We start from the raw sequence: 24383 nt of genomic DNA, 5'->3' as shown, positions 1-24383 counted from the left end.
CGGTGAGGGAGTTCATCGTCGAGGCCGACGGCGGGTCGCGGGGCAACCCGGGGCCCGCGGGCTACGGGGCCGTGGTGATCGACGCGGCGACGGGACAGACGCTGGCGGAGCGGGCCGAGTACCTCGGCGTCGTCACCAACAACGTCGCCGAGTACCGGGGCCTGCTGGCGGGCCTGCGCGCCGCCCACGAACTGGACCCGGCCGCCTCGGTCCACGTCCGCATGGACTCCAAGCTGGTCGTCGAGCAGATGTCGGGCCGCTGGAAGATCAAGCACCCTGACATGAAGCCGCTCGCCCTGCAGGCATCGGGCATCTTCCCGCCCGACCGCGTGACGTACGAGTGGATCCCCCGCGAGCAGAACAAGCACGCGGACCGCCTCGCCAACGAGGCCATGGACGCGGGCGCCCGAGGCGAACCGTGGGAGCCTTCGGCTTCTACGGCGGAGCTGGACGCGGAGGTTTCCGGAGCGGCGGCGGACGCGGTGGTTTCTACGGCGGGGCCGGACGCGGTGGTCTCTACGGCGGGGCCGGACGCGGCGGCGAGCCGCGGAGCGGCGTCGACCTCGCCCGCGGGGCGGGCTGCGTCAGCCACGTCGGCTTCTTCCGCGGGGCGGGCTGCTTCAGCCACGCCGGCCTCCTCCGCGGAGCGGACTGCTTCAACCACGCCCGCCTCATCCGCGGAGCGGGCCGCATCCGTCGCGCCCGCCTCCACCTCCACCCCCGCCTCTTCTCCCGCCCCCGCCTCCACCTGCGCTCCCACCCCCACCCCCACCCCCACCACCCCCCAGGACAGCGCGGCTGCCAAGGCCGAAGCTGACGTCCGGGCCGCCCGAGTAGTCGCGACCCCGGGTTGGGGCGCCCCCGACATGGGCGCGCCCGCGACCTTCGTGCTGCTGCGGCACGGGGAGACGCCGCTCACCCCGCAGAAGCGGTTCTCCGGAAGCGGCGGCAGCAACGATCCGTCTCTCTCGGAGATCGGCCGGGAGCAGGCGGAGCGGGTGGCGGAGGCGCTGGCCAGGCGCGGGACGATCCAGGCGATCGTGGCGTCGCCGCTCGCCCGTACCCGCGAGACCGCCGCCGCCGTGGCGGCCCGCCTGGGTCTTGAGGTGGCCACCGACGAAGGTCTGCGCGAGACCGACTTCGGCGCCTGGGAGGGCCTCACCTTCGGTGAGGTCCGCGAGCGCTACCCGGACGACCTGAACGCCTGGCTGGCCGACCCCGAGGCCCGTCCCACCGGCGGCGGCGAGAGCTTCGCCGAGACGGCCGCCCGCATCGCCGCGACCCGCGACAAGCTGGTCGCCACGTACGCGGGCCGGACGGTCCTGCTGGTCAGCCATGTCACGCCGATCAAGACGTTCGTACGGCTCGCCCTGGGCGCCCCGGCCGAGTCCCTGTTCCGCATGGAACTGTCGGCGGCCTCCCTGTCGGCGGTGGCGTACTACGCCGACGGCAACGCGAGTGTACGGCTGTTCAACGACACCTCGCACCTGCGCTGAGCCCGGCCGCCGCCCGGGCCAGGGCCTCGATCCGGGCCCAGTCGCGGGCGGCGACCGCCTCCGCGGGCAGCATCCAACTGCCGCCCACACAGCCCACGTTGGGCAACGCCAGATACTCCGGCGCGGAGTCCGGCCCGATCCCCCCGGTCGGACAGAACCGCGCCTGCGGCAACGGCCCCGACAGGGACCGCAGATACGCCGTCCCGCCCGCGGCCTGCGCCGGGAAGAACTTCATCTCCCGCACCCCGCGTTCCAGCAGCGCCACGACCTCCGACGTCGTCGACACCCCCGGCAGGAACGGCACCCCCGACGCCCGCATCGCCGCCAGCAGTACGTCCGTCCACCCCGGACTGACGAGGAACCGCGCCCCGGCCCCGACCGACGCCGTCACCTGCTCCGGCGCGATCACCGTCCCCGCACCGACCACCGCGCCCGGCACCTCCTCGCCGACCGCCCGGATCGCGTCGAGCGCACCGGGCGTCCGCAGGGTCACCTCGATCGCGGGCAGCCCGCCCGCGACCAGCGCCCGCGCCAGCGGCACGGCGTCGGCCGGATCCTCGATCACGACGACGGGGACGACGGGAGCCAGGTCCAGCACGGAGGTCATGCGGACATCCTGCCGCCGCTGTGCACCCTGCACAAAGGCTGTTGCGCAGAGTGCAATGCGCGCTAGTGGATCTCGTCCACCAGCACATCCAGCGACCAGGCCGCCCCCGCCTTCCGCGGCGCCTCGGCCTCCACCGCGTACCCGAGGTCCCGCAGCGCCTCCACCAGCTCGGCAGGCCCCGCCGGAGCCACCCCGGACGACAGCAGGGCGCGTACGATCCGCCCCTTCGTCGCCTTGTTGAAGTGGCTGACCACCTTCCGCGTCGGCGCGTGCAGCACCCGCACGCTCGCCGTGCGCCCGGCGACCTCGCCCTTCGGCTTCCACGCCGCCGCGTACGCCGCCGACCGCAGGTCCAGCACCAGCCCGTCCCCGGCCACCTCGGGCATCACGGCCGCCATCGGCGTACGCCAGTGCGCGCCCAGCGCCCCGAGCCCCGGCAGCTTCACCCCCATCGAGCAGCGGTACGAGGGGATCCTGTCGGTCACCCGGACCGCGCCCCACAGCCCGGAGAACACCAGCAGCGACCGGGCGGCCCGCCTCTTCGCGGCGGCGTCCAGGGTGGCCAGGCCGAGGGCGTCGTAGAGGACACCCGTGTAGATCTCCCCGGCGGGCCGCGCCCCGGCGGTCAGCAGCGCGGCGTTCTTCGCGACCTCGCCGCGCAGTCCCTCGCTCAGCCCGAGCACCTCGCGCGCCTTGTCCTCGTCACCGGCGCACAGCTCCACGAGTTCGCCGAGGACGGCCTCGCGGGCGGCGGTCAGCCCCGGCAGTGACAGCGACTCCGGCTTCAGCGGGGCGCCACGGCCGGAGGAGGCCTTGCCTTCGGACGGCGGCAGCAGGACAAGCACGTGCGGATCTCCTTCGGTAGAGCTCGGCCACAGCGTACGGCGTGCCACCGGACGGCCCCCGCCCTACGCTCGCTGTATGCCCCGCCGCCACATCCGCGTGACCGGCGCCCCCGAAGCCCCCCTCCGGGCCGCCCTCACCGCCCTGCGCACCGAACTCGGCATCGCCGCGACCTTCCCGCCCGAGGTGCTCGCGGAGGCCGAACGAGCCGCCCGCGACCCCGCCCTCCCGCCGACCGACGCCACCGACATCCCCCTGTTCACCGTCGACCCGCCCACCTCCACCGACCTCGACCAGGCGATGCACCTGTCCCGGCTGGGCACCGGCTACCGCGTCCGGTACGCCATCGCCGACGTCGCCGCCTTCGTCGTACCGGAATCCGTGCTGGACGCCGAGACCCACCGGCGCGTGCTCACCCTGTACTTCCCGGACGAGCGCACGCCCCTGCACCCGGCCGTCCTCGGCGAGGGCGCCGCGAGCCTGCTCCCGGGCCAGACCCGCCCGGCCGCCCTGTGGACGATCGACCTCGACACGGACGGCAACCCGCTCGCCGTCGATGTCCGCCGCGCCCTGGTCCGCAGCCGGGCCAAGCTCGACTACGCGGGCGTACAGCGGGAGATCGACACGAAGACGGCCGAGGAACCGCTGGCCCTGCTGGCGGAGATCGGCCGCCTGCGGGAGGCCCTGGAGGCGGACCGCGGCGGCATCTCCCTCAACGTCCCCGAGCAGGAGATCACCGAGCGGAACGGCACGTACGAGCTGTCGTACCGCGCCCCGCTCCCCGCCGACGGCTGGAACGCCCAGATCTCCCTGCTGACCGGCATGGCCGCGGCGGACCTGATGCTCGCCTACGGCACCGGCGTCCTCCGTACCCTCCCCGCAGCCCCCGACGGCGCCGTCGGCCGCCTGCGCCGCACCGCCCGCGCCCTGCACATCGACTGGCCGCACCACGTCTCGTACGCGGCACTCGTGCGTTCCCTGGACCCGGGGCTCCCGCGCCACGCGGCCTTCCTCCAGGAGTGCACGACGCTGCTGCGCGGCGCGCGCTACACGGTGTTCAGGGACGGCCGCCTCCCGGAGATCACCACCCACTCGGCGGTGGCCGCCCCCTACGCCCACTGCACCGCCCCCCTCCGCCGCCTCGCCGACCGCTACACCTCGGAGTTGTGCATGGCCGCCGTGGCGGAGGAACCCCCGCCCGACTGGGTCCTCGCCGCCCTGGACGCCCTGCCGGAGGAGATGGCGGAGGGCGGCCGCCGCGCCGGAACCGTCGAACGCGAATGCGTCGACATCGTCGAGGCGGCGCTGCTGAAGGACAGCGTGGGGGCGGAGTTCGACGGCTGCGTGGTGGACGTACGGGACCAGCAACCGACCGTCGGAACCGTGCAGTTGGACACCCCGGCGGTGATCGGCCGCATCGACGGCGACACCGCCCCGCTCCCGCTGGGCGAGCGCCTGCGCGTCCGCCTGACCCAGGCGGACCCGGGAACGGCGAAGGTGCGCTTCGTGCCGGCGTGATCGCGGCCGGACTTTCTCCGGGCCGCCGGGTGTTGCACCCTGACGACGACGGACAGAGGGCGGCGGGGGCATGGAACAGGCACTGTGGACCAGAGCACGGGTGGGCCGCTGCGGCCCCCCGCTCGACCTGCTCACCGCCCGCTTCGACAAGCACGTCTACGCCCCGCACGCACACGAGGAGTACACGATCGGCGTGTGCGTGGGCGGCTCGGAGGTCATCGACTACCGCGGCGGCCACATCCGTACGGGACCCGGTTCCGTCGTCGTGCTGGCCCCGGGCGAGATGCACACGGGCGGCCCCGGCAGCCCCACCGACGGCTACGCCTACCGCGCCCTGTACGCCGAGCCCTCGCTGCTGGCCGACGGCTGCGGCCTGCCCCACTTCCGCGAGCCCCTCCTCGACGACCCCGAACTGGCCGCCGCCCTGCGCGTCACGCACACCGAGCTGAGCGCCTGCCCCGACCCCCTGGAGACCGAGTCCCGCCTCCCCTGGCTGCTGGCGGCCCTGACCCACCGCCACTCCACGGCCCGCCTGGTCACCACCCCGGTCCCCGGCGCCGACCGCATCGCCCGCACGGTCCGCGACCGCCTGGCCGACGAACTCACCGACCCGCCCTCCCTCGCCGCCCTCGCCGCCGACCTGGGCCTGTCCCGCTACCAGCTCCTGCGCGCCTTCCGTACGGCGACCGGGGTGCCGCCGTACGCCTGGCTAGCCCAGCACCGGGTGCAGCGGGCGCGCGGCCTGCTGGAGCGCGGACTGCGCCCGGCCGAGGTCGCCGCACGCGTCGGCTTCGCCGACCAGGCGCATCTGACCCGCTGGTTCCGGCGGGTGCTGGGGGTGACACCGGCGGCGTACCGCAACAGCGTTCAAGACGGGCGGCGCTGACCCGGCCGAGACTCGCCGCATGAGTGCACGTGGCTGGTTCCTGTTCTCCCTGATGGGAGTGGTCTGGGGCATCCCCTACCTGCTGATCAAGGTGGCGGTGGACGCCCCGCTGTCCGCCTCCGTGGTGGTGTTCGTACGCTGCGCCCTCGGCGCCGCGCTCCTGCTGCCGTTCGCCCTGCGCCAGGGCGGCCTGCCCCGGACCGTACGGACGCACTGGCGCCCCATGCTGGCCTTCGCGGTGATCGAGATCATCGGCCCCTGGTACACACTGACGGACGCCGAACGCCACCTCTCCAGCTCCACCGCCGGCCTGCTGATCGCGGGCGTCCCCATCGTCGGCGTCGCCCTGGCCCGCTTCTTCGGCGACACGGAGCGGCTGGGCATACGGCGGATGACCGGCCTGGCCCTGGGCCTCGCCGGCGTCGGCACCCTCACGGTCCCGCACCTGACCGGCGGCGACGCGAAGTCGCTGGCCGAGGTCCTGCTGACGGTACTGGGCTACGCCACGGCACCCTTGATCGCGGCGCGTTGGCTCAGGGACGTCCCGTCCCTGCACCTGACGGCCCCGTGCCTGGCGCTGGCGGCGCTGGTCTACGCGCCGGGGGCGGCCGCGACGTGGCCTCCTTCCCTCCCACCCACCTCGGTCCTGATGGCGCTTGCGGCTTTGGGCGTGATCTGCACGGCAGTCGCTTTTGTCGCCTTCCTGGAACTGATCAAGGAGGCGGGCCCCACCCGCGCCACGGTGATCACGTACGTCAACCCGGCCATCGCAGTGGCGGCGGGAGCGGTGTTCCTGAACGAGCCGCTCACCCCCACCATCGCGGCGGCCTTCGCCCTGATCCTCGCGGGCTCGGTCCTGGCGACCGCGGCCCCGCGCAGGCCGGTAACATGGTCGCCACGGCAGACGAGCCGGGCGGACGGCCGCGTGGAGTCCCCCTAGGGGGCTTCCCGAGGAACGTCCGGGCTCCACAGGGCAGGGTGATGGCTAACGGCCACCCGGGGTGACCCGCGGGACAGTGCCACAGAAAGCAAACCGCCGGGGACCTCGGTCCCCGGTAAGGGTGAAACGGTGGTGTAAGAGACCACCAGTGCCCAGGGCGACCTGAGCAGCTAGGTAAACCCCACCCGGAGCAAGGTCAAGAGGAAACACTCCGGTGTTTCTGCGCGGACGTTCGAGGGCTGCCCGCCCAAGTCCGCGGGTAGACCGCACGAGGCCGGTGGCAACACCGGTCCTAGATGGATGGCCGTCACCCCGGCTCCCGCGAGGGAACCGGGGAACAGAACCCGGCGTACAGCCCGACTCGTCTGCCGCTAAGGGCTTTGGCTATCGGGTGCTGCTCGGATACTCCCTTCTCCTCTGGCTGAGGGCCGGAATAAACCCCGCTTTGTACCGATCAAAATGGGGCTGCCCGGCTACGTACGTAGCCATGGCGTGTGAGGTTGGAACTAGTCCGCACAGCCGCCGTGGTCCTAGGACAGATCTGGATGGCTCAACTCGTCCCAGTACAGTCACTTATCCTCGGCCCGGCCGTGAGGCAGGCAGCGGCCTGTGACCTCTACATACAACCGCCGAGACCTAATTGATGCCGACGCTCTCGGGGTGAGTAACGAATCCTTGGTCGGCGAGTTCCTGATGTGCGGCCGCTCCATGAGGTGTACCCGCTGCGGCAACAGATATGTGTGTACGACGTCAACATGCTCTATTCGTTGATGGAGTAATGGTGTACGTGTACGGTGGCGCCCATGGCAGACCATCCCGCTCCGCCAGTCGGCGGACCGCTTGTCACCGGCTCCGAGATCGCTCGGCTTGCAGGCGTCACGCGTGCCGCCGTCTCCAACTGGAGGCGCCGGTACGAGGATTTCCCCGCGCCCGCAGGTGGCGGCGCGAACAGCCCGTTGTTCGACCTTGCCGCGGTGCAGGCATGGCTGGACAATCAGCGCAAGGGCCAGGACGTCTCGGTGGAGGTGCAGCTGTGGCAGGCCCTGCGAGCGGCCTACGGTGACGACATGATCGGCGGGCTCGCCGACGTGGCCCAGCTGTTCGCCGGTGCCGAGGACGAGGCCCCGGAAGGTCTGCCGACAGGCGCCATCCGACTGGCGCGGCAACTCAGCGACGGTGGATCACCCGGCGACGTGGTGAGCGCGCTTACCGAGCGCTTCACCGACTCGGTGCGCCGGGCCGGGTCCGACCAGGTCACCTCACCCCGCATTGTCAACGCGGTGCGGCACTTCGCCGGCGAGGTACGCAGCGATACGACCCTCTTCGATCCGGCTTGTGGAATCGGAACGCTGCTCTTGGCGGTTGGACCCGAGGTCGGCCCCCAGCGGTGTGGTCAGGAGGTCGACACCCGCAGTGCTCGATTTGCGCAGTTGCGGGCCGATCTCACAGGACGCACCGGCGTCGACATCCGTACCGGAGATTCCTTGCGCGACGACCACTGGCCCAACCTCAAGGCCGATCTCGTCGTCTGTGATCCGCCCGTCGGCGCCACGGACTGGGGCCGCGAGGATCTGTTGCTCGACCCTCGGTGGGAACTCGGTACACCGTCACGTGCCGAAGCTGAACTTGCCTGGCTGCAACACGCTTACGCACACACCGCGCCGGGTGGGCGCGTCCTCATGGTCATGCCTGCTTCGGTCGCCTACCGCAAGGCCGGTCGCCGTATCAGGGCCGAGCTCGTCCGGCGCGGCCTCCTCACGGACATCATCGCCCTCCCACCTGGAAGCGCTGTGTCGCACGCGCTCCCCGTGCACCTCTGGCATCTGCGCCGCCCGCAATCCCCGGATGACGCCGTCACCAGGGTGCGCATGGTCGATCTGACGGCGAACAATCCCGACGGCCCGTTGGAGCCAGGGCCCGACCAGATGGCGGACGTACCCCTGATCGAACTCCTCGACGACACCGTGGATCTGACTCCCGGCCGCCACGTCGAGGAGTCCCACCGCGACTACGCGACCGAATACCGGGCGCTGCGACAGGAGATGGCCGAACAGGTGCGTGTGCTGGCCGACCTGCTGCCGACCTTGACGGGAGGCGACGGCCCCAGCGCTTTGGATGGGCCGTCCGTCAGCGTTGCCGACCTCGCGCGGGCCGGGCTGGTCGAGTACGGCGATCCAGAGCCGGTGTCGGTGAGCGATCAACTCGACACCGACTACCTCCAGGGCTTCCTGCGCAGCGCGGCCAACACCCGTCGCTCCACCAGCGCCAGCGGCACCTACCGGCTCGACGGCAAAGGTGCCCGTATCCCACAGATGGACATCTCCGAGCAGCGTCGATACGGGGCAGCATTCCGCGCACTGCAGGAGTTCGAGGAGCGGGTGCGGAGGGTGGCCGAACTCGGTAAGCAGGCGTCGGCGCTGGCCCGGGACGGACTCGGCAACGGGGCGCTCGCGCCAGGAGATTGACGGGCAGGCACATCACAAAGGAAGAGCTGTACGTCACCCCGCCTGCGGAACGAACGCACTGGGCGATCCGCTCCACGACACCGCCAACGCCTCCCGCGCCCGGGTGCACGCCACGAACAGCAGACACCGCTCCCGGAGCAGGTCGGAGTCGTGCTGCAGCGCGTCCACGGACGCCGGCGTCACTTCGCGGGCGAAGGGCAGCGCGCTCGCCGTCGCTCCGAGGACGGCGACACACCGGAACTCCAGTCCCTTCATGGCGTGCATGGTGGCCAGCCGTACGCCGTCCGTGTCCGGCCCCGGATTGTCTCTGACCCGCACCACCGGCACCCGGGCTGCGGCCAGTTTGTCGTACGCCTTGTCGAGCAGCACGTTGAAGCGGGCACAGACGCCGATCTCCGACGGGCGGATGCCCTGCGCGATCCAGCCCTCGACGCGCTCGACCAGCGCCGCGATCTCCGCCTGTTCCGAGCCGTACCCGTCCACGTGCGGTCTACGACCGTGCAGGAGCGACCGGTAACCCGCCAGGGTGTCGCAGCCCTCGCCGCCCAGATCGTCGACCGACACCGGGCTGAGGATGCCCGTCGACCAGGCGAGGATCTCCTCCGTGCTGCGGTAGTTGATGCGCAGGCGGTGAGTGCGTCCAGTCACCGAGATGCCGAGCGAACCGAGGGAGACCTTCGAGTCGTAGATCCGCTGGTGCGGGTCTCCGGTGATGAACAGGTCGTCGCTGCCGGCCGGCACCGCACCGCGCAGGACGCGCCACTGGGCCGGGTGCAGGTCCTGTGCCTCGTCGACCACGACGTGGTCGTGCGTGGGGGCGGAAGCGGCCAGGAGCTCGGCCGCGCGGGCGCACACCCTGAGGTGGGTCGTGGCCTTCTGGTCGCGCAGCATGGACTCGAACAGCTCGACGGCGGGCCACAGTTGCTCCCGCCTGGTCGGCGAGAGCGCGCTGCCGCGACCGCGGCGCGAGGCCGCGCGGTAGTCGTCCAGGGTGCGCAGATCCTGGGCGAGGACGACGTGGCGGTACTCTTGGGCCAGGAACTGCTCCGTCCAGGGCAGGCCGAGCCTTTTGACGATCCGCTGCCACACCTGCCTCTCCTCCCGGTCGCCGATCGGGGAGGGCGCCCGGCCGTCCAGACGAGTCACGATGCCGTGCGCGTAGGCGTTGACCGTGGTCACCTCGACGCGGCGGAGCAGCGACTCGTCGTCGTCCAGGAGGACGGCCAGGTTCTCCCGCAACGACCCGGCCAGCGCGTTGGTGAACGTGGTGAGCAGCACGCGGGTGTCCGGGGAGCGGGTGAGCAGGTGCTTGACCCGGTGCAGTGCCGCGACCGTCTTGCCGGTCCCCGGGCCGCCGGAGACCTGCACCGGGCCGCCGTACGACGTCCGGTATGCGATGCGGCGCTGGGAGGGGTGCAGGAACACCCGCCAGGCCGTGAACGGCTTCTCCAGGATGTCGGCGAGTTCCTCCGGGCCGGTGACCAGGGTGATGCGGCTCTGGGTGTTGGCGATGACGACGGCCAGGCTCTCGTCCGGGTCGGGCCCCGCGTCGACAGGCCGCCGAACGGCGACCACGTCCCGGTAGACCTCTTCGGGGCTGAAGCCCTCGGCGAGGTACTGCAGCACCTCGCACTGGTCCTCCGGCAGCAGTGTCTCGAAGGCCCGCAGCTGCGCCCTGTCGACGATGGTCCGCACGGCCCTGAGCACCTGGTCGTCGATGCCGAGTTCGCGCAGGACCGTGTCCGAGTACGTCGCGAAGAGCAGCGCGTCGGCGGTCGCGGCGGCCTTCTCCAGGGCCGGGGTCAGCTGCTCGATCGCCGCGACGTTGCGGACCTCCAGCGCCCGGGTCGCGGAGTTCGTGGTGTACAGCCGCTTCGCGGCCCAGGTGTAGGCGTCGTCGTGCGGGACGACGTTGACGAGCAGGAAGACATCACTGCCGTCGTCGGGGGCGAGGACGACGCCGCGCCAGAAGTCGTTGATGCGGATGGTCCGCATGCGGGGGTCGCGCGCGTTCTCCACGGACTCCAGGTGCAGGCCCTTGTCCGCGTGCAGTTCGGGCACGGTGAGCTGCTGGAACTTCTGCATCGCCTTGCGCACACCGGCTTTGACGGGCCGTTCCAGGACGTCGTAGCTCTCCCAGAAGCTGTTGGCGAACGCGAGCTGCGGCATGAGGCGCACTCCCCACCCTGAACGGACACTCCGCAGTCGATCATACGCGCGGGGTGCTCACCAGCCGGTCGGCCACTCTCGCCACGTCCGAGAGCAGCCCGGAGGGTTCCTGGTCGAGGTCGAGGGCGTGCTGGTGGATGACGATGCCCGCGTGCCGGACCACGTGGGCCTCGTGTGGGGCGTTGCCCTTGGCGTACACCAGGTGACCTTCGCGCAGACCGAGGGCGGTGCAGTACGCCAGCATCTGGTAGAGGTCGGCGTCCGGAAAACCTTCCCGCTTCTCGGCCTTGTACTTGGCGTCCACGACGGCGCATGGGGCGCCGTGCGGCCCGTAGAGCACGAAGTCGGGCTTCATGCGGATCGCGGACGCCTCGTCGAGGTGATGCGGATCCTGGAGCCGCGCCGAGTGCCCGAGGCCACGGCACGCCTCGCGCAGTGCCACCGTCACGAAGTCCTCGAAGAGCTTGTTCATGTCGAACAGGAAGCCGTCGATGCGCAGTTCACCGGGCGGGTGCTCGACGGAGGCGTTGTCCAGGACGACCCGGGCCAGGTGCAGGGCGTGCTGGTAGCGCGAGTTGAGCCGGCTCGGCTGCCAGGCAGGCAGCGGCTGACCCGGCACGATCACCGTGACCTCGGCCAGGCGGGCACGTTGGTGGAGCAACCCGCGACGCACGTCGTGGGGTACGCCGGACAGCCGCAGGAGGCGCTCGACGGCGGCGCGCAGCAGGCGGTTCTCCGCGATGTCGGTGGTGAACTCGTCGTACTCCACCTCCACCGGCAGCGTCGCGCCGAACCGACGCCGTATCTGCTCGGCTTCCCGGATGCGGCCCCGGACGACCAGGGACGTCTCCTCGGTCGCCCGATATCCCTGGAGGAGCCCCTGCCGCAGGGCGCGGTCGATCTGCCGCTCCACGGCATGGGCGAGGGCGGGCAGCAGATCGCGGTGCCCGGTGACATTGACGTCCCCGTCCCGCCAACCGCCCTTCGGGTCGAGGCCGTACCCGAGGAGGAAGAAGAGGCGGGCGATGGGAACTTTGGGGGTGACGCGTACGGTGACCGGCTCGTCGTCCCCCGGCACCGCGACCGCCACCGCGCCGACCTTGCTGCCGGCTCGCAGGGACCAGTGCCCCGGGACATACGGGTCAGGAGTCGCGTCCACGATGTCCCCGGCCGCCAGAGCTCGCCCGACCGCGTCCGGCAGGGTGACGCCTACGGCCGCCGCGTGCTCGACGAGTTCGACGACACGGGTCACCTCGACGACTCCCGCAGGGCGGCGAGCCCGTACCGCTTCTCGACGTCCACGCCCTCCCCGTAGTGGTACTCCTCCAACAGCGGCAGGATCTTGGTCCGCCAGGTCCGTTCGAGACCACCCTCCCGATAGACGCCCCGCTTCATCAGATACGAGGGCCCGATACGGAAGTCGGCGTCGTCGATACGGGAGTTGAGCGCGTCGAGCAGGTCGGCCGGCTCGGCGTCGTGGCCCTCGCGGGTGAGCCAGCGGCGCAGCAGTCCGCTGGTCGGCTCGGTGCGCGGGGACAGTTCGACGAAGGCGAAGCGGCGGCGCATCGCTGCGTCGACGAGGGCGATCGACCGGTCGGCGGTGTTCATCGTGCCGATCACGAAGAGGTTGGGCGGCAGAGCGAAGTCGTCGCCGGAGTACGTCAGCCGGACCGACTTGTTGCGGTACTCCAGCAGGAAGTACAACTCACCGAAGACCTTGGCCAGGTTGGCGCGGTTGATCTCGTCGATGATCAGGAAGTGCGGGATGTGCCGGTTGCCCTCGCGGGAGGCCAGATCGGCGAGTTCGCGCAGTGGACCGGCGGTGAGCCGGAAGGCGACCTCACGGGTCTGCGGATCCTCCTGGGGCCGGAAGCCCTCGAAGAAGTCCTCGTACGCGTACGACGGATGGAACTGGACGAGCTTGACCTGCTCGGGCCCGCCGCCGAGGAATTCGGCGAGCTTCAGGGCGAGATACGTCTTACCGGTCCCGGGCGGACCGTACAGCACCAACTGCCGTTCGTCCCACAGCAGATCACGGACCTCACGCAGCCAGTCCGTGTCGTGTACGAGGAGCTCCTCGGCCAACTCGTCCGTAGGTTCGGGCAGCTCCAGCTCACGCCGGGCGGTGAGCGCGGGGATCTCCGCGCTCGGGTCCCGATCGGCGGCCTCGGCCTCCTCGATCAGGTCCTCGTCGCTTATCCCCAGGCCGTCGATAAGGTCCTTCACCGCGGTCAGGTCGACGACGTCATGCTGCGCGGAAAGCTTCTGCTGGAGTGCCTCGGGCAGGCCCTCGTACGCGTGCCCGTCGTCCGCCCAGTCCACGGGCCGGCGCAGATCCGACCGGCCGTCCTCGGAAGCGAGCTGCTCTGCGTCGCCCGTGATCTTGCCGACGTACAGACGACCGCCCGAGATGGTGCACATGGTGTCGCCGGGCCTCATCCGGGAGAGGAACATGTGCAGTTCCTCCACCAGCTGCACCTTCTGGTTGTACGTCGCGGTGGAGGCGTAGTCCTCCTCGACGGCGGTGCGCAGCCGGTCCTTGCTGACGCCCTGCTCGACACCTTGCCGCAAGTGGCGTGCGCGCAGGGTCACCAACCCCTCGGACAGCCACAGACGCCGGACAAGGTCGAGGCCCGAGACATTGGAGCCGCGTACCAGCCAGGCCCGGTTGGGCCCCCACCACACCTGGTCGAGATAGTCGGAGAGCGGATGGCCGTCGTCCGTCTTCCACTCCAGCCAGCCATTGGCACTGCGACCGACCAGGATCTCGGCGGCGGCAGACGGCGAGTTGCACTCGACGTCCCGCATCGTCTCCAACCAGCCCGGCCACTTGGCTGATTGGGTAAGGACCCCTTCGTCGATCAGCCGCTGCCTCAGCCGATAGGACGAGGGCATGCGCACGGGGAACGACGGCACCACCTCGGACCGGCCGGGAGAACCGGCCAGGACGACGAACTTCTGACTTCCGTTCGTCCCCTTCTCGGTCAGCAGCCGCCCCCGGGCCTCGGGGCCGCCGTTGGGCAACCGGAGCCGGAACTCCGGGTACTGCGGGCCGTCGTCGGCCATGGGTTCCCCCTTGCACAGCTGGTGCGATCTTGATTGCAGCGTACGGGCCGGCACCGACAGCCCCGCAGGAAATGCCGGGAGATTTTCGGCTCAGCTGCCTGTGGCACGGAGGACCGTCAGGAGGCTGGTGACCTCCCGCAGTCGCCCGTGGATCTCCTCCGGACGTGGCGGCAGCTCGTACGTGCGGTAGTGGCATGCCGCGCTCAGCGCCGACCAGGTGGTGCGGCATCGGCGGGCGGTGTCGTGGCCCGCGTACCACTCCAGGCACAGCATGCGGTGCTTGCCGACCCGCGTCATCGAGGGTGTGACCCGCCGCCAGTAGGCGTCCAGGGCCTGGTCGAGCGCCATGCGGAGCAGGACCGCGGCGGCACGGGCGCGGAGGCCGGGAGGCAGGGTGGTCACGGTGCCGGGGGCGGGCAGGAGGAGGCGGGCGGCGGCGGTCACCAGGCCCTCTGCGGACGCGCTCATCGGGCGCCCCCGGTGCTCTGGGTCCCAGCATTGTTCCGGATCGCCGCCGCGAGCGCCTTGGTGCGGCGGACGAGATCCTTACGGTCGTCCACGGTCGGCAGGGGCGTGTGGGCACCCGAGTTGAAGGCCTCGATCAGCGCCCAGCCACCGGGACAGATCCGCTCGACGGCTGCACGGGCAGGCTGCTGCTCGTCGCCGAGGAGGGCGAGCGACACGTACGACTTGGTGCGATCGAGGGACTCCACGCGCTCCTCCACGGCCCGAAGCCCGAGCCCCTCCTCGTCGCGGAGCCTGCGCCGTGCCGTCTCCAGACAGGCGGCTTCCACCGCCACCCTGCACATGGCGGGGAGCACATGGTCGGCCACGTCCTGCGGCAGGCCGCGGTCCAGAGAGACGGCCCGCGCCTCCGCGAGAGCCTGTTCCACCGGGTCGGTGAGCGTCTCCACGCCCACCACGGAGTCGGTCTGGCGGCTCACGCGCAGGACGGTCGCGCTGATGCCGAGGTGTGCGACGGCCTGCTGGAGCCGGGTGTCATGGGTGAAGACGATCACCTGCCGGTCCTGGGCGTACACGTCGAGCACCCGGGCCAGACCCTCGACCTTCTCGGGGTCCATGGACTGCACGGGGTCGTCGATGACGAGGAACCCGAACGGACTGTCCGCGTGCGTGGCACGGGGCAGGAAGAGCGAGAGCGCGAGTGAGTGCAGCTCGCCCTGGCTCATCACGCTGTAGGCGGGGGCGGACATGTCGTCCACGGAGACGTCGAGCTCGACCTTGCCACGACCGGGAGTGCCCGCGAGAGTGACGGATCCGAGCGTGACACTGCTGTGCTCGCACAGCTTCTGCCACACCTCCTGCGACCGCTGGGCGAACGGCCGCAGGCGCTCGTCGCGCAGCTCGTCGATGATCGGCCGCAGCCAGGCCCGTGCCTTGCGCGCGTGCTTGCGGCGCTCGCGCGCGACCTCGGCCGCTTCCTCGGCACCGAGCCACTCGGCCAGCCGTACGGCGAACGGCTGCCAGGCGACGTCATGCGCGGAGAGCCGCTGAACGGCTTCCTCCCGTACCTGCCGGCAGGCGTCGTCCAGGGTCGCCGCGGCACGCTCGACGCGGTCCGCCAGCTCGCGGGGGTGGATGACATCCCGGCACTGGACCCACTCCTGCCACACCACCGTGAGCGGGGAGTTCTCGCCGCGCAGCCACACCGGAACCGGCTGTACGAGGTCGTGCACGGCCCGCACGGCCACCGCCACCTCCTGCCGGGCGGCCTCGGCCTCGGCTGCCTCCGTCTGGAGCCGTTCCACCTCCGTCCGCGCCTGCTCGGCCCACGCCCGGTCCAGCCGCTGCTCGGCGCCGCAGACCGGGCAGTCCGCGCTCCCCGAGCGCCGCTGGTGCTCGATCGCCGCCTCCAGCAGCCGGGCCAGGCGGCGCGCCTCCTCGGCACTGCCGTACCGGGCCTCCTCTGCAGCGGCGGCGGCCTCCCGCAGCCTTCCGACAGCCCCGCCGACCTCCGCCAGATCCGGCCCGGCGAGGCTCGCGTGCTGTCGCAGCCGGGCCAGCTCGGCCTCGGCGGCCGGGGTACGGCTCCCCAGCAGCGCACGCACCCGGCCGAGGTCGCGCTTGGCTCCCGACAGCGCCTGGGTGGCCTCGCGGGACCTGGGGTCGTCGAGCGTGCCCAGCGCGTCGAGGAGTTGCGCGGTGAGGGCGTCCGCGTGCTTGATCGCCTGCTCGCACTCGCCTGCCGTGTCCTTGACCCGGCCGTCGAACTCGGCGAGCAGTTCGAGCCCGAGAAGCTTGAAGAAGGCGTCGTGCAGGCCGCCGAGCGTGCCGTTGATCATCGACCCGAGTTCGCTGTACGGCAGGAACGGCCGGGCGAGGTCCAGCGCCTCGGCGTCGACGACCTCCTCCAGCTTCCGCTCCGAGCCGTCCGGTCCCTCGACCTTGGTGCGCGCCTCGTCGACCTTGAGCCCGTGCCAGGTCCGCCGCACGGTGACCGCCTCGCCCCGCTCGCCGACGGCCAGCTCGACGCAGACCTCGGGGGTGACGTCGGGACTGTGCAGGTTGCGCCAACCCTTCTGCCAGTCGGTGGCCCGTCGCCCGTCCCACCGGGAGTTGCGTCCCGTCAGCGCGGTCTCGGCGGCCTCGGCGAAGCTCGACTTCCCGGAGCCGTTGGGACCCGCGACGACGACCAGCCCGGGCCCGGGCGGCAGTTCGAGAGTGGTCCGCGGACCGACACCGCGCCAGCCGGCCGCTGTGATGGACCGGAGCTGCACGGGCCCGGCGCGCCCTCCACTGCTCGTGGCCGGTTCGTCGGGGACCAGCTCGCGCAGCAGCTCCTGCACCTGAGGCGCGAGGTCCGAGTGGCGCAGTCGGTCGAGGAGGAGGGTGCGGAGGGAGGCAGGGGGCTGATCGGTCATGGTCTGTTCCCGTTGTCGGGGCGTGGGAGAAGGGGCCACGCGGACTGATGATGCGTCTTGTTGGCGCTTTCAGCATGGCGACATCTTGTTAGCACTGTCAACGTATATTTAAGATTCCCGATATTCGAAACTGTGTACGCACTGGAGATGTCGGACCGGTCGACCCAGCCCGCGGGATGCGCTGTCGCTCGTCGAGGACCGCGTCGACAGGGCGGCGAACCTGCAACTGCTGAGGGGACCCGAGAACATCGCGAAGCAGGCCGACCTGCCCGCTGCCTGGCTTCGGAAGCACTTCGCCTCGGATGCCCCGCGCGAGAGTTGGCTGAGGGAGTACGACGCCACCGGCCTGCCCGAGGATGTGACCGGTTTCCCGGAGTTCTGCGAGGCCCGCCATACACGCATGCGGCAGCGCCTCACCGCCCTGCTGGGGGCGGCGGATTCCGCGGAACAGGCCGTGGATACACGGGATGCCTCGGCTGCCGTGCCGGATGACGAACCAGATCCGGGGAACGAGGGGCTGTGAACAAGAACCTCGAACCGCAGGAGTTCGTCATATCGGTGTACCGGCCACGTTGAACGGCCAAGGGGCGGAACAAGGAGGTCGCTCCTCGCCGTCCTGTTCCGCCCCCACCCGGCTGTCCCGGGTCAGCGTCGGTCTGTGGCTCGCGGGTGCCCCGTACTTGCGAAGGTGATCCAGCAAGTCTCCCGGACGGTGTCGAGGAGGTACCAGATTCGGCCGGCGCCGGTCACCTCGATCTGCCACTGCTCGCAGGTCTGCCCGCGGTGGGTGCCATGCGCCAGGCCGCCCTTGAGACGGTGGTGCCGGGGTGTCTCGGTGGCCGGTCTGGGGGCGGTGCGCATAGTGATCCAGGCGCGGTAGGTGTTCTCGCGGGCCTGCTGAGCGAGGCTCTCCCAGCCCTTGGCCGAGGCCGCGTCGGAGAAGCGGACTTCCCAGTGGCCGTCCGGTGCTGGAGGTGCGGCGCGGTCGCCGCGGCCCGCGGTCATGTGACGTCCCGAGGGTCTGGTGCCGGGCCGTAGTCCTCGCCGTGATCCCTGGTCAGCGCGGCCAGCAGTTCGGGGTCGGAGTAGACCTCGGCGGTGTGCTGCCAGGCGATGAGCAGCTGGGCGATGGACGCACTGTTGCCGACGGAGTCGGCGGCTCGCATGGTGTCGACGAGTTCGACGGCGAAGGCGTGGAGATCGGGCTCGGGCAGGAAGCGGACCCAGGGGAACGCGTCCGGCAGTATGTCGAGGAGCAGTTCCATGCTGCCGGGCTCCCGGCGAGCCATCGCGGCCAGCATCCGGGTGGCTGCCGACACCACGGTCTGGTCCTGCTCGGCCCGGGCGGCAGTAGTGAGGACCAGATCCTCACCGTCTCTGCGGTGCAGGAGCAGTCTCGGCGATTCCTGGAGCCGGGCAAGCGTCTGCTTGTTCTTGTTCACCAGCTCGGAGAAGTTCACGGCTGCACTCTCGGCACTCATGACTTTGAAACTACTTCGAAACTCGCCCTGGCGCCATCGCCCAGAAGTAGGGACGCGGCGTGGTGAACCGATCACCGCCCTGCGCGTTGCGATTTTCGCAACTCACCCCTACTGTGAACCTATGAGTGAGTCCGTAATCGATCGTGTACGCAAGGTCATGACGGCGGCCTCGATCAGCCAAGCGGCGTTCGCCGAGGTCGTCGGGTTGTCGCCTGACAAGCTGTCGAAATCTCTCAGTGGCGTCCGCAGGTTCACCTCGTACGACCTCGCCCGGATCGCGGATTTCGGCGGCACCACGGTCGACTGGCTGCTGACCGGTCGCGAACCGTTGCGCCCCGACGTCGCGGCCCGCACCAGCGCCTCGTCGGTGGACGAGCGGGGGCGCAGTCAGCTCAAGGATCTCGTCGAGAGGTTCACCACGGCGCACGAAGTGATCGACCTACTGGGTCTTTCGCCGCGACTGCCCGAACTGCCTGGCGTCCGCGCGGACTTGAAGCGTTACGTCGACCAGGGTGCGGCTCTCGCGGAGGACGCCCTTGCCGCACTCGCCGCCGCAGGCTCACCGACCGTCAGCGATCTGGGCACGGCCGATCTGGTGCACGCTTTGGAGCGTGCCTTCGGCATCGACGTCGCGAAGCTCGGGCTGCCGGACGGAATCGACGGCGCGGCCTGGCAGGCGGACGGGTTCCGGCTCATCATGATCGCCCGGACGAAGGTGCCGACCCGCCAGCGCTTCACCCTCGCCCACGAGTTCGGTCACATCCTTGCCAGGGACGCCCAGGATCTGCTGACAGAGACCCATCTGTCGCCCGGACGCCAGAAAGACCTGACCGAGGTGCGGGCCAATGTGTTCGCCGCTCACTTCCTGATGCCGCGCAGTGAGATCGCTTCGTGGACAGGGGAGAAGGGCATCACCGACGAGCAGCTCACCTCAATGGTCGTGCACTTCCAGGTGTCCCCCAGTGCTCTCGCGGCACGGCTCACGCAGTTGGGCCTGATCACCTCGGAGACAGCGGACAGGCTGCGCGGACTCACGACGCAGGACTGTCATTGGCTGACCGGACAGAGCGATCTGTTCGAGGCTCGCAAGACGTGGTCGCTGGCCAGACGACTGCCTTTCCGTCCCGCTCAGTTGCTCTACGAGGCCTACCTCGCGGGGGACACGACACTGCGCCCGCTGGCCGCCTACACGGGCCAGGACGTGGACAGAATGCGGGAATTGCTGGAACCCGAACCGGCTCCGCCGGAGGATGTGCCGTCCGGCAGTGACATGGACGAAGGGGACCTGGTCTTCCAGCCATGACGCGCCACTGCTGGTTCCCCGACAACACCGTGCTGTGCAACTTCGCCTCGGTCGACCGGCTGAGTCTCCTGGAGAAGGTGCTTGACGGTCGGGGCCGTTGGACACAGGCCGTGGCCGCCGAGGCCGAGCAGTCTGCGCGGTTCTGGCCGAAGCTGCACCAGGTGCCGGTCGATGGCTGGCTCGGTGATCCCATCGAGATCGACGATCCCGCCGAAACCGCCTTGGTCGACCGTGTCCGCCGAGTCGTCTTCGCGGGCTCCCCGACCCGTCCGCTGCAACACCTGGGCGAGGCAGAGACCCTGGTCGTCATCGAGCATCGCAGCGGTTTCGCCGACTCGGTGTGGATCACGGACGACGGCGAAGCGGGCCGGTACGCGCACCGCAAGGGCATCTGTGTGAAGGACAGCGTCGACATGATGCGTGAAGCCGCCGTAGGCGGTCTGGTCACGGCCGAGGACGGCCATCGTCTCCTCCTGGGCATGGAGCAAGCCGGGCGCCACCTACGGGGCATTCCACGCCGAGCGGGGGATCTGCTGTGCTGAGGGGGGTACGCGCGTGATCCCCGAGCCCCTGCACGGCGACCCGCGCGCAGTGACGTTCAGCAGGTCAGATCGCCGGTGAGGCCCGGTTCGTTCTCAGAGTCGGACCGCCCGGCAGGAGCCCTGCCGTTGCGTGCCATGCTGTGGCGGTCTTCGAAGGGGAGGGTGAGATGACTGAGAAGCCGCTGACGCACAAGCAGGCGCTCGCCGCGGTGATCCAGGCGCTGGGTGGCACCTGGGACACGGAACGTGCCGTACTGGCTCTACGAGTTGCCGGGTATCAGCCGGTGAGCGACGAAGCCGCGGGTAAGGAAGCCCGCCACAACCTGCGCGAGCTTGCCAAGGACGGTCTGATCGTGCGGCCGGACCCGGATCAGGCCGTGTATCGGCCGGCGTAGTCGCCGTCGCAGCGGTGCGGCACCGGCCGGTCAGGGGACGACGGGCTCCTGGAAGCCGTTCGTGGTGATGTGGGCGATGGCTGACGGGTGGCTGGTCAGCCACTCGCCGCACACCCGCCAGCGGGGAGAGGTGCCATCGCTGAACTCGGGGCGTACTTCCGCGACGAGCTTGTGGTCGCACTCGCCGCGCGACGCCATCGAGCAGATCACATCCCCCTGTTGTTCAACGGCCGGCACGTACGGGTGGATCGACAGGATCGGAGAGCGCATCTCCCGTGCTGCTGTATGAGGCATGGCGGGGAGAGTAACAACGTGGCTTCGCGGGCCGCTTACGTGCCGTCCGATGCCCGCATGAACACCCGCCCCGCCGCCTCGGGTCCTGAGCTGGTTGGTCAGTTCGGGAAGTCGAGGGCCTCTTGACCAGGGCCGGGGGTGCGTCGAGACTGCCGCGGCGGCCTCGGTTCCTTCGTCGCGTAGGTGGGCACGGGCAGGATGCCCTCGTGGCGGAGGTCGTCGGTGGTGATGAGCGGGCCGTTGCTCACCGAGTCCAGGAGCCGGGCCTGTCGGGGCTCAAGAGCTACGAGGAGCCCGAGCGCGTTGATGAGGTCCAGCAGGTCGACGGTCCATTGGGAAGTCCAGGTCGGGGGCAGGATGTCGTTCAACGGGGTCTGCCGTTCCACATCCGGTTTGAGCTTGCGGAAACTGAACCACTTGCGGATCACCTGCACGCCGCCGATCCGGTACTCCCAGACTTCCGGCGCCACATTGCGTATGGAGCCGGTGCCCACGGTGAGAATTCGCGTCGTCACGTCGTAGGAGATGCTGTCCGGCAGCCCGGCGTCCTCTCCGATCTCGCGGTCACATTCGGGTCGCTCTGCCAGGGGCAGTCTCGGAGTCGAATCGGATGCGCTGTCGCGGTGGTGAGAAGCGAAGCGTCGGCCGTAGGTGTGGATCCATATCGTGCGACGACCGACTTCCACCACATCTGCCCATAACGCCGAGTCACGCGTCAGGGGGATGCGGGCGCCCCGTTCGGCCAGGTACGTGGCGAAACGGCGGGTGTAGCCGCTGTGGCCGGCTATCCCTGCGATGTACGCGAAGAGGTCTTCGGCGGTAACCGGCACTCCATGCATTTTGGTGAGCAGTTGTAGCAGTCCGGGTGTCACGTTCGGTTCGGGGAGGTGGGGGTGGCGGTAGAGGGGTGCGATGCGGCCGCCTTCCGTGCCCTTGAAATGATGCATGTCGGGTATGAGGGCGGTGAAGCTCACTGCCGGTCCGGAGCGGCCTGACTCCGTGTGCAGTTCGGACAGATAGATCTGACGGCGGTCGTTGTGGGCGAACCACAAGGCTGGTCGCGGATAGTCGATCACCCTGCGGTCCGCGATGAGGTGCTGCCGGTCGAGGGTCATCCGTCCGTACGGGACGATGGTCGGCTCCGTTTCCTTTTCCTCGGCAAGACTGCCCCTTTCCTGCTGGCCCGGCAGTGGTGGTTCCGGTTTGTCCGGTCGGCGGTCTCGGGTCTGTTTCAGCAGAGCCGCTTTGTCCGCTGCCCGAGCTTGCACGAGCACGCGCCAACGCATTCGCAGTACGTCCTGGCTGGGCGAGACGGGCCAACTGCGGTTGTTCTTGTTGCCGGACGTCATCCACGGAAGCAACACGTCCACGGTGGGCATGGCCGCCCACTCAGCACCCGCAGTGATCTGAAAGGGAGCAGTCCACTGCGTCGGACACAGCTGCCAGGGAGTGCCCTCGTGATGGCCCTCGATCCCCAGTTCCTCCAGCCAGTCGAACTTCTCCTCCCGTGTTCCCGCCGGTACGTCGAGTCGCCATATGCGTGCCGGATGCTGCGGGTCCGGCGACCCCCGGCGGACGAATACGGCGATACAGACCTCGCGCTTCACGTCCTGGAAGACACGGGTCCGTGGGTCGGGGTAAGGACCCTCGGGGGAGAGGCCGATGACCCAGCCCTCGTCGGCCGCCTCGCGTAAGTAGTGGCGCATGCCGGCCGCGCCCTTACTGTCCAGAAAGCCGGAGTTGGTGATGAGGGCGACGATTCCGCTCGGCGCTTTCGGCGTGCCCGAAGCTGTCACCTGGTCGAAGACCTTCCAGGTGGACCACGCCCAGAAATACACGTAGAGGTTGTCCAGGGCGTAGCCGATGCGGCCGTTGTCCTCCGGGTGGAAGCGCGCGAGGATCGGGCCTTGGTCGTTCGGATTGCCTTCGGTGACCCACCGTCCGACACCTGACTGCTTCGCGCCCCGCAGATAGGGCGGGTTTCCGATGACCACCATGACTTTCTCGTCCGCTTTGACCTTGTTGGCCATACGGCGGTGTCGGGCGATCGCCTCGTACATCAGCCCCAAGTGGTGCTCGACGGCTGGATCGTCGAGCGTGTCGGCAACCAGAAGCCTTGGTGGGTGACGTGTCACATCGGTCTCGTGGGCCTGGAAGGCATGGTGCACACGGAGTTCGGCCACCGCATACGGCCCGGTCTGTTTCTCCAGCCCGACGATCCGCTTCGAGAGTTCCCGCAGAAGTCCGGGTTTGAGGTGCCTGCCGTGCTTCAGCGCGAAGTTCTTGGCCACGTGGTCGATGATGTTGATGAGGAAGGTTCCGGTACCCATGGCCGGATCGACCACGGTGACGTCCTGGCTTCCGTACCCGTCTTCCTGGCCGAGTCGGTCACGCAGCACCTCGTCGGTGAACCGCACCATGAAACGGACGGCTTCGCCGGGTGTGTAGTACGTCCCCGTCCGCCGCCGCAGTTCCGGGTCGTAGGCGCTGAGAAAGCCCTCGTACAGGTGGAGGTAGGCGTCTCCTGTCTCGTCCTTGAACATCTCGGGGTCGACGGCGGACATCACGTCGATCAGCGGATCGATGATCCCTCGTAGGTCGTCGAGGGCGTCGTCCGTCAGTACCGCCAGCGCCTTGCCCATCAGGGAGTGGCGTTTACCCAATCGGGTCGCGACATCGGGGAGGGAGAGCTTGTCCAGGTCGATGTGATGGAGGCGGGCCAGCAGGACGGCGAAGGTGAGCGTCTGGCTGTAATGGTCCGCGAACTCCTCTGGACGGGCGTCGGGAAAGAGCAGATCCTTCCAGTTCCCGGCCAGGATCGAGAACGCCGCATCGGCCTCTCCACTTTCCTCGCGGGTGAGACGTTCGGTGACCTCGTCGCGCAGCAGGGCGCAGATTCCCGCGATGCGCTTGACCAGTTCGTCGATGCTGCCGTGGACGATGGGCGCCGGTAAGAAGAAGTGCGTGAGGGCGCGCTCGAACCCGGAGTCCGCGACGACGAGTTGCCGACTCCGACTCCCGGACTCCAGATCTCCGACGAGGCGTCCGACAGGGCCGACTCGCTCGCCGAAGCGGTAGACCGCCCACTGATATCCGTCGGTGTACAGGACGTTGTGGAGGGCCTTGATCTTCCCCCACTGCTTACGGTCGTGGCTCTTCGCGGACCACTTCTCCGGGTCGACCCCTCTCCCCGGCTGCTTCAGCTCGACGTGCCCGATAGTCCTGCCGCCGCAGCTGATGGCGAAGTCAGGGCGGATCCTGAGCTTCTTGACGCGAGTCTGACCGTGGGCGATGAGTTTGAGCCGTTGCCGCAAGGCCATGCCGCGCAGCAGATGCTCCACCGGTGCGGTGAGGCTCTCCTCTTTGCCGCTGTCCGCCCCTGCCGGACCTTGCCGCTTTGCTCTGACCTCCTGCCCGAACTGCGCGACGAGGTCTGCGACCGATCTGGTGGTGCCTTTTCCCGTCGAGACGTCCCCTCGTGACATCCGCCCCCCAA

At 69.8% G+C, this 24383-nt stretch carries 18 protein-coding genes, 1 other RNA gene and 1 pseudogene; 9 read left to right on the top strand and 11 right to left on the bottom strand.

From position 1 onward, the window contains the following. Window positions 1–2 precede the first annotated feature (2 nt). Window positions 3–1496, top strand: coding sequence for a bifunctional RNase H/acid phosphatase (locus ICC28_RS01005; RefSeq protein ID WP_188286410.1), 1494 nt, complete (start codon window positions 3–5; stop codon window positions 1494–1496). Here ICC28_RS01005 and eda read toward each other — a convergent pair. Next, complete coding sequence (eda, locus tag ICC28_RS01000) at window positions 1471–2103, bottom strand: bifunctional 4-hydroxy-2-oxoglutarate aldolase/2-dehydro-3-deoxy-phosphogluconate aldolase (RefSeq protein WP_188286409.1); 633 nt, start codon at window positions 2101–2103, stop codon at window positions 1471–1473. The two genes, ICC28_RS01005 and eda, sit on opposite strands and share 26 nt — an antisense overlap. Window positions 2104–2165: 62 nt before the next feature. Continuing rightward, the gene (gene yaaA / locus ICC28_RS00995; protein WP_188286408.1) at window positions 2166–2948 is read right to left on the bottom strand and encodes a peroxide stress protein YaaA; all 783 of its coding nucleotides are present in this window, start codon (window positions 2946–2948) and stop codon (window positions 2166–2168) included. A 76-nt stretch (window positions 2949–3024) separates the two neighbouring features. On the opposite strand from yaaA, the gene ICC28_RS00990 reads away from it, so the two are divergent. The 5 genes and pseudogenes from ICC28_RS00990 to ICC28_RS00970 all read left to right on the top strand — a co-directional run bounded on the left by ICC28_RS00990 (window position 3025) and on the right by ICC28_RS00970 (window position 8755). Next, entirely contained in the window at window positions 3025–4464 is a 1440-nt protein-coding gene (locus ICC28_RS00990; protein WP_188286407.1) for an RNB domain-containing ribonuclease, read from the top strand. A gap of 70 nt (window positions 4465–4534) precedes the next feature. After that, window positions 4535–5350, top strand: a complete 816-nt coding sequence (locus ICC28_RS00985; RefSeq protein ID WP_188286406.1) for an AraC family transcriptional regulator — start codon at window positions 4535–4537, stop codon at window positions 5348–5350. A gap of 19 nt (window positions 5351–5369) precedes the next feature. Continuing rightward, window positions 5370–6152, top strand: a pseudogene (locus ICC28_RS41430) (DMT family transporter); the annotation flags it as partial. A gap of 103 nt (window positions 6153–6255) precedes the next feature. Further along, window positions 6256–6658, top strand: an RNA gene (gene rnpB / locus ICC28_RS00975) — RNase P RNA component class A. 435 nt (window positions 6659–7093) lie between these two features. Next, complete coding sequence (locus ICC28_RS00970) at window positions 7094–8755, top strand: N-6 DNA methylase (protein ID WP_188286405.1); 1662 nt, start codon at window positions 7094–7096, stop codon at window positions 8753–8755. A 33-nt stretch (window positions 8756–8788) separates the two neighbouring features. Here ICC28_RS00970 and ICC28_RS00965 read toward each other — a convergent pair whose 3' ends face one another. From ICC28_RS00965 to ICC28_RS00935, 7 genes are all read right to left on the bottom strand, one after another. Continuing rightward, window positions 8789–10924 carry a UvrD-helicase domain-containing protein gene (locus ICC28_RS00965; protein ID WP_188286404.1) on the bottom strand — a complete coding sequence of 712 codons (2136 nt, stop codon included), beginning with the start codon at window positions 10922–10924 and terminating at the stop codon, window positions 8789–8791. Window positions 10925–10964: 40 nt separating this feature from the next. Then, entirely contained in the window at window positions 10965–12176 is a 1212-nt protein-coding gene (locus ICC28_RS00960) for an McrC family protein (protein ID WP_188286403.1), read from the bottom strand. Next, on the bottom strand, window positions 12173–13990 hold the full coding sequence (locus ICC28_RS00955) for a DUF4357 domain-containing protein (protein ID WP_188286402.1): 1818 nt from the start codon (window positions 13988–13990) through the stop codon (window positions 12173–12175). The genes ICC28_RS00960 and ICC28_RS00955 overlap by 4 nt, the downstream gene beginning before the upstream one ends. 90 nt (window positions 13991–14080) lie before the next feature. Then, window positions 14081–14458, bottom strand: a complete 378-nt coding sequence (locus ICC28_RS00950) for a hypothetical protein (protein WP_188286401.1) — start codon at window positions 14456–14458, stop codon at window positions 14081–14083. Then, a complete protein-coding gene (locus tag ICC28_RS00945; protein WP_188286400.1) occupies window positions 14455–16872 on the bottom strand; it encodes an AAA family ATPase in 2418 nt (805 codons plus the stop codon). Before ICC28_RS00945 ends, ICC28_RS00950 begins: the two co-directional genes overlap by 4 nt. A 645-nt stretch (window positions 16873–17517) precedes the next feature. Further along, complete coding sequence (locus ICC28_RS00940; protein WP_188286399.1) at window positions 17518–17877, bottom strand: hypothetical protein; 360 nt, start codon at window positions 17875–17877, stop codon at window positions 17518–17520. Continuing rightward, a complete protein-coding gene (locus tag ICC28_RS00935) occupies window positions 17874–18353 on the bottom strand; it encodes a hypothetical protein (RefSeq protein ID WP_188286398.1) in 480 nt (159 codons plus the stop codon). The genes ICC28_RS00940 and ICC28_RS00935 overlap by 4 nt, the downstream gene beginning before the upstream one ends. 157 nt (window positions 18354–18510) lie before the next feature. On the opposite strand from ICC28_RS00935, the gene ICC28_RS00930 reads away from it, so the two are divergent. The 3 genes from ICC28_RS00930 (at window position 18511) to ICC28_RS00920 (ending at window position 20593) form a co-directional block, all read left to right on the top strand. After that, the gene (locus ICC28_RS00930) at window positions 18511–19656 is read left to right on the top strand and encodes a helix-turn-helix domain-containing protein (RefSeq protein ID WP_223188175.1); all 1146 of its coding nucleotides are present in this window, start codon (window positions 18511–18513) and stop codon (window positions 19654–19656) included. Next, a complete protein-coding gene (locus ICC28_RS00925; protein WP_188286397.1) occupies window positions 19653–20198 on the top strand; it encodes a hypothetical protein in 546 nt (181 codons plus the stop codon). Before ICC28_RS00930 ends, ICC28_RS00925 begins: the two co-directional genes overlap by 4 nt. Window positions 20199–20365: 167 nt before the next feature. Then, window positions 20366–20593, top strand: coding sequence for a hypothetical protein (locus tag ICC28_RS00920; RefSeq protein ID WP_188286396.1), 228 nt, complete (start codon window positions 20366–20368; stop codon window positions 20591–20593). A 30-nt stretch (window positions 20594–20623) separates the two neighbouring features. On the opposite strand, the gene ICC28_RS00915 is transcribed toward ICC28_RS00920, so the two are convergent. Beyond that, the gene (locus ICC28_RS00915) at window positions 20624–20887 is read right to left on the bottom strand and encodes a hypothetical protein (RefSeq protein ID WP_188286395.1); all 264 of its coding nucleotides are present in this window, start codon (window positions 20885–20887) and stop codon (window positions 20624–20626) included. Between the two features lie 98 nt (window positions 20888–20985). Continuing rightward, a complete protein-coding gene (locus ICC28_RS00910; protein WP_188286394.1) occupies window positions 20986–24372 on the bottom strand; it encodes a type ISP restriction/modification enzyme in 3387 nt (1128 codons plus the stop codon). Between the last annotated feature and the right edge of the window lie 11 nt (window positions 24373–24383).

The sequence above is a fragment of the Streptomyces sp. TRM68416 genome (assembly GCF_014596915.1).
Lineage (GTDB): Bacteria > Actinomycetota > Actinomycetes > Streptomycetales > Streptomycetaceae > Streptomyces.
This window is presented reverse-complemented; position numbering and strand designations above follow the sequence as displayed.